We start from the raw sequence: 11,483 nt of genomic DNA, 5'->3' as shown, positions 1-11,483 counted from the left end.
AAAATGGCAAGAGCTGTACACCGTAGTGGGTTAGTGGCGCTGGGCATTGCCACAGCGTTGATGGCATCTTGTGCATTCGCTGCCAAAGATGTGGTTGTGGCGGTGGGGTCGAACTTCACCACGCTCGATCCGTATGACGCGAATGACACGTTATCGCAGGCTGTGGCGAAATCGTTTTATCAGGGGCTGTTCGGTCTGGATAAAGAGATGAAGCTGAAAAATGTGCTGGCAGAGAGTTATACCGTCTCTGATGACGGCCTCACTTACACCGTGAAATTGCGCGAAGGGATTAAGTTCCAGGACGGCACTGACTTCAACGCTGCGGCGGTAAAAGCGAATCTGGATCGAGCCAGCGATCCGGCGAATCATCTTAAACGCTATAACTTGTACAAAAATATTGCCAAAACTGAAGCGGTCGATCCGACAACGGTGAAGATTACGCTCAAACAGCCGTTTTCCGCGTTTATTAATATTCTCGCTCATCCGGCGACAGCAATGATTTCACCTGCGGCACTGGAAAAATATGGTAAAGAGATCGGCTTTCATCCGGTCGGAACCGGGCCGTATGCGTTGGATACCTGGAATCAGACCGATTTTGTGAAAGTGAAGAAATTTGCGGGTTACTGGCAGCCCGGTCTGCCCAAACTGGACAGCATTACCTGGCGTCCGGTGGCGGACAACAATACCCGGGCGGCAATGTTGCAAACCGGTGAAGCGCAGTTTGCTTTCCCTATTCCTTATGAACAAGCCGCGTTACTGGAGAAGAACAAAAATATCGAGCTGATAGCCAGTCCGTCGATTATGCAGCGTTATATCAGCATGAACGTGACGCAAAAGCCGTTCGATAATCCGAAAGTGCGTGAGGCGCTGAATTACGCCATCAACCGTCAGGCGCTGGTTAAGGTGGCATTTGCAGGATATGCAACGCCAGCTACCGGTGTTGTACCTCCGAGTATTGCCTACGCGCAAAGTTATCAACCGTGGCCTTACAATCCGGCTAAAGCACGTGAGTTACTGAAAGAGGCGGGGTATCCCAACGGTTTCAGTACCACGCTGTGGTCATCACATAACCACAGCACCGCGCAGAAAGTGCTGCAATTTACCCAGCAGCAGTTAGCGCAGGTAGGGATTAAAGCCCAGGTGACGGCGATGGATGCCGGACAACGGGCGGCGGAAGTGGAAGGAAAAGGGCAGAAAGAGAGCAATGTGCGGATGTTCTACACGGGGTGGTCGGCATCGACCGGCGAAGCTGACTGGGCGCTTTCGCCGCTGTTTGCTTCGCAGAACTGGCCACCGACGCTGTTTAATACCGCGTTTTACAGCAATAAGCAGGTGGATGAAGACCTTGCTCAGGCACTGAAAACCAACGATCCGGCGGAAAAGGCACGCTTGTATAAGGCGGCGCAGGATATCATCTGGCAAGAATCGCCGTGGATCCCGCTGGTGGTAGAAAAACTGGTGTCGGCACACAGTAAAAACCTGACCGGTTTTTGGATCATGCCAGATACAGGCTTTAGCTTTGAAGACGCGGATTTGCAATAAGCAACGCAGGGAGTGGAATGCTTAATTACGTTATCAAACGCTTACTGGGATTGATCCCGACGCTGTTTATCGTCTCGGTGCTGGTGTTTTTGTTTGTCCATATGCTGCCCGGCGATCCGGCGCGATTGATTGCCGGCCCCGAAGCCGATGCTCAGGTTATCGAACTGGTGCGCCAGCAACTGGGGCTGGATCAGCCGCTGTATTACCAGTTCTGGCACTACATCAGCAACGCCGTACAGGGGGATTTTGGTCTGTCGATGGTGTCGCGTCGTCCGGTTGCCGATGAGATTGCCAGCCGCTTCATGCCTACATTGTGGCTGACTATTACCAGTATGGTTTGGGCGGTGATATTTGGTATGGCGGCGGGGATTGTGGCCGCCGTCTGGCGTAACCGTTGGCCGGATCGATTGAGCATGACCATCGCGGTATCGGGGATTTCCTTCCCGGCATTTGCGCTGGGGATGCTTTTGATTCAGGTGTTCTCCGTTGAGTTGGGGTGGCTGCCGACTGTTGGTGCAGACAGTTGGCAGCACTACATTTTACCCTCCCTGACACTTGGCGCAGCGGTGGCGGCGGTGATGGCGCGTTTTACCCGTGCTTCATTTGTCGATGTCTTAAGTGAAGATTATATGCGTACCGCGAGGGCGAAAGGGGTGAGCGAAACCTGGGTCATCCTCAAACATGGGTTACGTAATGCGATGATCCCGGTGGTTACCATGATGGGCTTACAGTTTGGCTTCTTGCTCGGCGGCTCCATTGTCGTGGAGAAAGTCTTTAACTGGCCCGGACTTGGACGTTTACTGGTCGATTCGGTAGAAATGCGTGATTACCCGGTGATTCAGGCAGAAATTCTGCTTTTCTCGCTGGAATTTATTCTTATCAACTTAGTGGTGGATGTGCTTTACGCTGCCATTAACCCGGCTATCAGGTACAAGTAAGGATGCGATTATTTAACTGGCGACGTCAGGCGGTGTTAAACGCTATGCCACTGGTAAAACCTGACCTGGTACGTACACCGTGGCATGAGTTCTGGCGGCGTTTTCGTCGTCAGCATATGGCGATGAGCGCCGCATTGTTCGTTATCTTATTGATTATAGTGGCTGTTTTGGCGCGCTGGATCGCTCCTTATGACGCCGAAAATTATTTTGACTATGACAACCTGAATAACGGCCCCTCTTTGCAGCACTGGTTTGGCGTCGATTCACTGGGGCGCGACATTTTCAGCCGTGTCCTGGTGGGGGCGCAAATCTCGCTGGCGGCTGGCGTATTTGCGGTGTTTATTGGTGCGGCGATTGGGACGTTGCTGGGCTTGCTGGCAGGATATTATGAAGGCTGGTGGGACCGACTGATCATGCGCATTTGCGATGTGCTGTTTGCGTTTCCCGGTATTTTGCTGGCTATCGCTGTTGTCGCGGTGTTGGGAAGTGGCATTGCTAACGTGATTATCGCCGTCGCTATCTTTTCCATTCCGGCGTTTGCCCGATTGGTGCGCGGCAACACACTAGTGTTGAAACAGCAAACCTTTATTGAATCAGCACGCAGTATTGGTGCCAGCGATGTGACTATTTTGTTGCGTCATATCTTACCGGGGACAGTCTCTTCCATCGTCGTGTTCTTCACCATGCGTATTGGCACCTCGATTATTTCCGCCGCCAGCCTGTCGTTTCTCGGCCTTGGCGCGCAGCCGCCGACGCCAGAGTGGGGGGCGATGCTCAATGAAGCGAGAGCGGATATGGTTATCGCGCCGCATGTGGCGGTTTTTCCGGCACTGGCCATTTTTCTGACCGTGCTGGCTTTCAACTTGCTGGGCGATGGTTTACGCGATGCGCTGGACCCCAAAATTAAAGGATAATCACGGTTGAATATTGCTTGAAAGGGTTATCACCTCGCAGGAAATTATTGCCTGAAGCAAGTGTTGTAACTTTTTGCTGATTTTGTAGAATCTGGTCATTTAGTTAAAAAGTCGCTGTGGGGAACTATTTATGCAGCGGCACAGCGTACTGGCAGTTATTTTGTTAAATGTATTAACATGCTGAGTTTATACGAAAAGATAAAGATAAGGCTGATAATTTTATTTTTATTGGCTGCGCTGTCATTTATTGGTCTTTTTTTCATCATTAACTATCAGTTGGTATCGGAACGTGCGGTAAAACGTGCCGATAGCCGCTTTGAACTTATTCAAAAAACGTTGGCTATTTCTTTAAAGATATTGAACGTTCGGCCCTGACGTTAAAAGACTCACTCTATTTGTTGAAAAACAGTGAGGAGATTAAACGTGCTGTTATTCTGAAAATGGAAATGATGCCATTTTTAGATTCAGTGGGACTGGTGCTGGATAATAATAAATATTATCTCTTTTCGCGGCGGGCGAACGATAAAATCGTTGTTTATCATCAGGAAAAGGTTAATGGGCCGCTTATCGATGAGGCGGGGCGCGTTATTTTTTCCGATTTTAACCCGTCGCAACGTCCGTGGTCTGTATCCTCGGATGGCTCTGACAGTAGCTGGAATCCGGCATACAATTGCTTTGATCGCCCGGGTAAAAAATGTATTTCTTTTACGCTACGAATTAACGGCAAAGATCGTGATTTGCTGGCTGTTGATAAAATTCACGTCGATTTAAATTGGCGATATCTGAACGAATACCTTGATCAAATCAGCGCAACGGATGAAGTCCTGTTTCTGAAACAAGGTCATGAAATCATTGCCAAGAATCAACTCGCTCGCGAAAAATTGATTATTTATAATAGCGAAGATAGTTATAATATTATTGATTCTGTTGATATAGAATATATCGCAAGGAAATCGGCAGTTCCTAATAATCCATTGTTCGATATCTATTTTTATTATCCTACGGGGGATTTATTTAACGCATCAGACAAACTCTTTTATTTACCATTTGCTTTCATTATTATCGTATTGCTGGTGGTTTACTTAATGACCACCCGTGTGTTCCGTCGACAATTTTCCGAAATGACAACGCTGGTCAATACGCTGGAATTTTTACCCGACTCTGCGGATCAAATGCAGGCACTGAAAATTCGTGAAGGCGATGCAAAAGAGATTATCAGCATCAAAAATTCGATCGCGGAAATGAAAGATGCAGAAGTTGAGCGTTCAAATAAATTGCTCTCGCTGATCTCCTACGATCAGGAAAGCGGGTTTATCAAAAATATGGCGATTATTGAGTCAAACAATAATCAGTATCTGGCCGTTGGGATCATCAAACTGTGCGGACTGGAAGCCGTCGAAGCGGTGTTTGGCGTTGAGGAACGCAACAAAATCGTCAGGAAACTGTGTCAGCAAATTGCCGAGAAATACGCGCAATGTTGCGATATTGTGACATTCAATGCCGATCTCTATTTATTATTGTGTCGGGAAAATGTAGAGATTTTTACCCATAAGATCGCGATGATAAACGATTTCGACAGTAGCTTTGGCTACCGCAATCTGCGTATACATAAATCTGCCATTTGTGAACCTCTGAAAGGCGAAAATGCCTGGAGCTACGCAGAAAAACTAAAACTGGCGATTTCCAGTATCCGCGATCATATGTTCTCTGAATTTATTTTCTGTGATGATGAGAAACTCAGAGAAATTGAAGAAAATATCTGGATTGCGCGCAATATCCGTAATGCAATGGAAAAAGGCGAGCTATTTTTGGTCTATCAACCGATTGTTGATATTAATACCCGCGACATTCTGGGAGCTGAGGCGCTGTGCCGCTGGGTTTCAGCAGAGCGGGGGATAATCTCGCCGCTGAAGTTTATTGCTATCGCTGAAGATATCGGTTTTATCAATGAACTGGGTTATCAAATTATTAAAACGGCGATGGGGGAATTCAGACATTTTAGCCAGCGTGCGGAACTGCAGGAAGGTTTCTTACTGCATATTAATGTTTCGCCCTGGCAGTTAAACGAGCCACACTTTCATGCGCGTTTTACAGCTATTATGGAAGAACATGAGCTGAAAGCGAATAGCATCTGTATTGAGATCACTGAAACAGTGATTGAACGTATTAATGAACATTTTTATCTCAATATTGAACAACTGCGTCAACAAGGAGTACGGATATCGATTGATGACTTTGGTACAGGTTTGTCAAACCTGAAGCGTTTTTATGAAATTAATCCTGACAGCATAAAAGTAGACTCGCAATTTACCGGCGATATTTTCGGCACTGCGGGAAAAATTGTACGCATTATCTTCGACCTGGCCCGCTATAACCGGATCCCGGTAATTGCAGAAGGTGTTGAGAGCGAAGAGGTTGCGCGTGAATTAATCAAATTAGGGTGTGTTCAGGCCCAGGGGTATCTATATCAGAAGCCGTTGCCATTCTCTGCCTGGGACAAAAGTGGAAAGTTAGTAAAAGAGTAGTTTAGGTATGTCCAGAATCAATAAATTCGTACTTACAGTCAGTCTGCTGATTTTTATCATGATTTCAGCAGTTGCCTGCGGGATCTATACCCAGATGGTAAAAGAACGGGTGTATGGCCTGAAACAGTCCGTTATTGATACTGCTTTTGCGGTGGCAAATATTGCCGAATATCGGCGCAGTGTGTCAATTGATCTCATTAACACGCTTAATCCGACTGAAGAACAACTGTTGGTTGGCTTGCGCACAGCTTACGCTGACTCGGTTTCACCTTCTTATTTGTATGATGTTGGTCCTTATCTGATTTCCAGCGACGAGTGTATTCAGGTTAAGGAGTATGAAAAAAATTATTGTGCAGATATTATGCAGGTTGTTAAGTATCGGCATGTCAAAAATACGGGGTTTATCTCTTTTGACGGTAAAACCTTCGTCTATTATCTCTATCCGGTTACTCACAACCGCAGTCTGATATTTTTGCTTGGGCTGGAACGATTTTCGTTACTCTCAAAGTCGCTGGCAATGGATAGCGAGAACCTGATGTTCTCTTTATTCAAAGGTGGCAAGCCAGTTGTTGGGGATGAATATAACGCGAAAAATGCCATCTTTACTGTTTCGGAAGCGATGGAACACTTCACTTATTTACCAACGGGGTTGTATGTCTTTGCTTATAAGAAGGATGTCTATTTTCAGGTTTGTACTTTAATTATTTTCTTTGCCGCATTAGTGGCAGCGATATCGGGGATAAGTTGCATGTATCTGGTACGCAGAGTCATTAATCGCGGCATCGTTGAGAAAGAAGCTATCATTAATAACCATTTTGACCGCGTGCTGGATGGTGGGCTTTTCTTCTCGGCGGCGGATGTCAAAAAACTCTACAGCATGTATAACTCAGCGTTTCTTGATGACCTGACGAAAGCAATGGGCAGAAAATCTTTTGATGAAGATTTAAAAGCCCTGCCGGAAAAAGGTGGCTATTTGTGCCTGTTTGACGTCGATAAATTCAAAAACATTAACGATACCTTCGGGCATTTGCTGGGCGATGAAGTGTTGATGAAGGTAGTGAAAATTCTCAAATCACAGATTCCGGTAGATAAAGGCAAAGTCTACCGCTTTGGCGGCGACGAATTTGCGGTGATTTATACCGGTGGTACTCTGGAAGAGTTGCTATCAATACTAAAAGAAATCGTCCATTTCCAGGTGGGGAGCATTAACTTAAGCACCAGTATCGGCGTGGCGCATTCAAATGAATGTACTACCGTTGAACGGCTGAAAATGCTGGCAGATGAGCGGCTGTATAAAAGTAAGAAAAACGGCAGGGCGCAGATTAGCTGGCAATAATGCTTATTAGCAGGCCGGGCGGGTAATTTGCCCGGCCTGACATTAATTAAACCCGACTACCCCACAAATCGTACTCATCGGCGTGTTCGACTTTCACACGCACAATATCACCCGGCTTAACGTTGGTTTCACCATTGAGATAAACCGCGCCGTCGATTTCCGGTGCATCTGCCATACTGCGGCCAATCGCGCCTTCTTCGTCCACTTCGTCGATGATCACCAGAATTTCACGACCCACCTTCTCCTGCAGACGCTCGGCGGAAATCTGCTGTTGCAGTTGCATGAAGCGGTTCCAGCGTTCTTCTTTCACTTCTTCCGGAACCTGGTCAGGCAGGGCATTGGCATCAGCACCTTCAACCGGGCTGTATTTAAAGCAACCAACGCGATCCAGACGAGCTTCTTTCAGGAAATCGAGCAGCATCTGGAAATCTTCTTCCGTCTCGCCAGGGAAACCGACAATAAAGGTTGAGCGCAGTGTCAGTTCCGGGCAAATTTCGCGCCACTGTTTAATGCGCGCCAGTTGGCGATCTACAGAACCCGGACGCTTCATCAGTTTGAGAATGCGCGGGCTGGCGTGCTGTAACGGAATATCCAGATATGGCAGAATTTTGCCTTCTGCCATCAACGGGATGACGTCATCCACATGCGGGTAAGGGTAAACGTAGTGCAGGCGCGTCCAGATCCCCAGTTTTGATAGCTGTTCGCACAGGCTGACCATGCTGGTTTTTACCGGTTCGCCGTTGTGGAAGCCAGTGCGGTGTTTTACATCAACACCATACGCGGAAGTATCCTGGGAGATCACCAGAATCTCTTTAACACCCGCATCAACCAGACGTTTCGCTTCACTTAACACTTCGCCAATCGGGCGGCTCACCAGATCGCCGCGCATAGACGGAATAATGCAGAAGGTGCAACGATGGTTACAGCCTTCGGAAATCTTCAGATAAGCATAATGACGCGGTGTCAGCTTAACACCTTGCTCCGGCACCAGGCTCAGGAATGGGTTGTGTTTCGGTTTTGGCACGTAGTGATGAACGTGTTCCAGAACCTGCTCGTAGCTATGAGGGCCGGTGATTTCCAGCACTTTTGGATGGACTTCGCGGATTTGATCTTCTTTCGCCCCCAGACAACCGGTCACAATTACCTTGCCGTTTTCATTCAACGCTTCGCCAATGGCTTCCAGTGATTCTTGCACCGCACTGTCAATAAAGCCGCAGGTGTTGACGATCACCATATCTGCGTCGTCATAGCTCGGTACTACATCATAACCTTCAGTGCGCAGTTCAGTCAGAATGCGCTCTGAATCGACGAGGTTTTTCGGACAGCCGAGGGAAACAAAGCCGATTTTCGGCTGGGGAGTTACTTTGCTCATAGCTTAAAAAATATTCAGTTACAGGAAAGGTCAGGGCAGGGATTCTACAGAGTTCTGGATAAAATTTGTATCGCAATCTGGTCAACCGGTGAGGAAAGCGCCCCAAATAAAGGGGCGCAAATGAGGATCATGCTACAGAATTTTCAGTTAGCGTCTCCGTAGGCTGGCTGCTGGATTTGTCCCGCAGCGTAAAGACCGAAATAAGCGTGAAGCAACCGGCAATAGCCCCCAGGATTAGATAGGTTTCAGCAAAGTCAATGGTGTCATACAGATAGCCTGCAATGGGTGAATAGATTGCTGTGGCGATGGATGCCACAAAAAGCACTAGCAGGTAGACCGTTGAAGAGAGTTTATGATCAAAGTTAGCCGCGATAAATTTAAACACAGACACCAGGATCAGTGGTTTTTCGATGGCGTGCATCATTTTAACGGCTGCAATCCACACCGGTCCCAGTTGGATTGCAGAACCGGCAATGCGTAACGACATAATGGTTCCGGCAATCACTAACGCCCATTTTGCACCAGTGCGGTTAACAAACCACGGCATCAGGCAGAGAAATAAGGTTTCTCCGCAGACCTGAACAGAAGCCAGAATTCCGTACCAGCGATTGCCTTCTTCTGGTGTCGGAAATTGCAGCGAAAAATACTGTGCGAACTGTTGATCGTAGGTGTCATAAATTTGTGTTACGAACAGAGTGAACATCAATAAAAACCAGAACTGACTATTTTTTGCCAGCTCAAGGGCATGGATGGCTTTCAGCGAATTGGTTTTTTCAATTTCGGCCTCGGTAAGTTCGATTTTGGTAAACATAAAGCAGATTGCGGCGATCACAATGGCGCAGCTTGCCAGCCAGAAAGAGAGATTAGGGTTGGTATCAATATATTTACCAACAATCCACGCGGCGGCGGCCCATCCCAGAGAGCCCCACATCCTTACGCGACCATATTCAAAATGATAACGACGCGAAACTTTATCTATCCAGGAATCCAGAACGCCACAGCCAGAATTAAAAATGATCCCCAGGTAAACGCCACCCAAAACAGCGCCCAGCCAGAAGTTATGAACCAGAAGCGGGGCATACACATAAATAAAGAATGGGCCTACGGGAAGTAATAATGCGACGAGGATCCAGATGAGTTGTTTCTTAAGACCAAATTTATCGGAGATGAAACCGAAGAACGGCTGCATTAATAACGCAATGAAAGCATTAACGGAATAAAGTAATCCTGTGCGTGTGGCGGTAATTTCCAGATGCTGTGTCGTCCATATGACAAAAAATGCCATCGTTGCCGACCAGGCGAAGAGGTACAGAAAATCGAAAATACTGAGCAAAATATAATTACGTTTACCGGGCAATAACATAGCCATATCCTCAATCACTGGCGTTGGGTCATTTACCGTTGGCACAGGCATTAGCTGTGCTTACTGGTTATTGTTTTGGTATGCATCTCCGGAAATGTCATACGTTAACAATTTCATTTTTACTCTGGCCCTGACATTGATGATTAGGCAATGTGTTAAATGAATGTTTGAGATTTACATCACATTTATTGCTGATAATAAAAAAGATTTAGCGAAATGGATCACTAAATCTTCTTTATGAGAACGTATTACTTTTATGCCTTGCGTGTTAGCTCATCTGCCAGCGTGCGAAGGTGTTCGGCAATGTTCATCAGATCAGCCTGTGGTGAGTGCAGAGGGCCAGCAGAATTACGCACGACCAGACGGCTGGGAAGGATGGTTGAAGAGCGGAGCATAGCTTGTGCATCGTCCGGCTGTAAAATTTGTTGAACGGCAATTTTCCCTTGCAAATCAAAGTCGATTGCGACGGTCGTCAGTGAAGGTTCAAAAAACGCACTCTCATAGGTGTCGTCATAGCCAATGACAGAAATATCCTGCGGGATTTTACGTTTTTGTTGATGTAAGGCGCTTAACGCACCCAACGCCATCTGATCGTTCGCGATCAGAAGAGCGGTCGCCTGTGGCGTTTCACGTAGCATCTGTAATGTCGCCAGATAGCCGCTTTGAGCGTCCCAGCTACCGTAATGTATGGCCAGCGGTGTCAGTTGGAGTGAGGCGAGGGTATCGCGCCAGGTATTGAGTCGTAACCGCGCCGGTACTGAATTTTCAGGGCCAGAGATCAAGCAAAATTGACGATGCCCCAAGTCGTAAAGATATTTTACGCTGGCGCGTGCACCTTCTGCGGGATTAAAGGTGACGTTAAACACCGGGCTATAAGGGTCCACGTCGAGAAACAGACACAATACATCACTGTTTTCAGCAACCAGAGTTTCAGCCAATGCCGTTTCCAGGGGGGCGTTGATAATAATCTTTGTTACCCGTTGTGCTTTTAAGTCATTAACTGCAGCCTGAATACCTTTAATATCAACATCATCAATCATCGATATCAGCACCTGATATCCCTGCTCCCCGGCATATTTTTTTACCGCCGCCGCAATTTGTGAAGGGGCATGTAGGGCGAGTGAGGTGGTGACCAGCCCCACCGTTTTGCTCTCTTTCCCTACCAACTGTTGAGCTACGCGATTTGGAACGTACTTAAGTTCGGCAATGGCTTGTTCAATTTTTTGACGTGTTTTGGCAGACACGTTCGCTGAATTGTTAAGCACCCGCGACACTGTCTGATAAGAAACATTGGCATGACGAGCAACATCGGCAAGGGTTGCAGCTTTGGTTTTCATATTCGCCCCGGCTAAAAGATTTGTCACAGTATACCGCAGTGAATGTCATACGTATCACGCTCACGTATTTCAGCGCATGTCTGCCAAACCGTGGAGCCTGTTTGAATGGAAAAACGCGTAGTTGCTCACATTTCTACCGGACACTTCTTGCATAAC

7 protein-coding genes and 1 pseudogene are annotated in these 11,483 nt (G+C 47.2%); 5 read left to right on the top strand and 3 right to left on the bottom strand.

Annotation, left to right across the window (positions count from 1 at the left end):
• Window positions 1-3 precede the first annotated feature (3 nt).
• The 5 genes and pseudogenes from gsiB (at window position 4) to A9587_RS04055 (ending at window position 7,255) form a co-directional block, all read left to right on the top strand.
• On the top strand, window positions 4-1,542 hold the full coding sequence (gene gsiB / locus A9587_RS04075) for a glutathione ABC transporter substrate-binding protein GsiB (RefSeq protein ID WP_105263399.1): 1,539 nt from the start codon (window positions 4-6) through the stop codon (window positions 1,540-1,542).
• 17 nt (window positions 1,543-1,559) lie between these two features.
• Window positions 1,560-2,480 (top strand): glutathione ABC transporter permease GsiC, encoded by a 921-nt coding sequence (gsiC, locus tag A9587_RS04070; protein WP_105224614.1) that lies wholly within the window; start codon window positions 1,560-1,562, stop codon window positions 2,478-2,480.
• A 2-nt stretch (window positions 2,481-2,482) separates the two neighbouring features.
• Window positions 2,483-3,394, top strand: coding sequence for a glutathione ABC transporter permease GsiD (gene gsiD / locus A9587_RS04065; RefSeq protein ID WP_016248520.1), 912 nt, complete (start codon window positions 2,483-2,485; stop codon window positions 3,392-3,394).
• A gap of 177 nt (window positions 3,395-3,571) precedes the next feature.
• A pseudogene (locus A9587_RS04060) lies at window positions 3,572-5,919 on the top strand (sensor domain-containing phosphodiesterase).
• A gap of 7 nt (window positions 5,920-5,926) precedes the next feature.
• Complete coding sequence (locus A9587_RS04055; RefSeq protein ID WP_001516061.1) at window positions 5,927-7,255, top strand: GGDEF domain-containing protein; 1,329 nt, start codon at window positions 5,927-5,929, stop codon at window positions 7,253-7,255.
• Window positions 7,256-7,301: 46 nt separating this feature from the next.
• On the opposite strand, the gene rimO is transcribed toward A9587_RS04055, so the two are convergent.
• The 3 genes from rimO to A9587_RS04040 all read right to left on the bottom strand — a co-directional run bounded on the left by rimO (window position 7,302) and on the right by A9587_RS04040 (window position 11,327).
• Entirely contained in the window at window positions 7,302-8,627 is a 1,326-nt protein-coding gene (gene rimO, locus A9587_RS04050) for a 30S ribosomal protein S12 methylthiotransferase RimO (protein WP_000049369.1), read from the bottom strand.
• 127 nt (window positions 8,628-8,754) lie between these two features.
• Entirely contained in the window at window positions 8,755-9,990 is a 1,236-nt protein-coding gene (locus A9587_RS04045; protein WP_105263398.1) for an oligosaccharide MFS transporter, read from the bottom strand.
• 254 nt (window positions 9,991-10,244) lie between these two features.
• On the bottom strand, window positions 10,245-11,327 hold the full coding sequence (locus tag A9587_RS04040) for a LacI family DNA-binding transcriptional regulator (RefSeq protein ID WP_000849774.1): 1,083 nt from the start codon (window positions 11,325-11,327) through the stop codon (window positions 10,245-10,247).
• Between the last annotated feature and the right edge of the window lie 156 nt (window positions 11,328-11,483).

The organism is Escherichia sp. MOD1-EC6162, from assembly GCF_002965125.1.
Lineage (GTDB): Bacteria > Pseudomonadota > Gammaproteobacteria > Enterobacterales > Enterobacteriaceae > Escherichia > Escherichia marmotae.
This window is presented reverse-complemented; position numbering and strand designations above follow the sequence as displayed.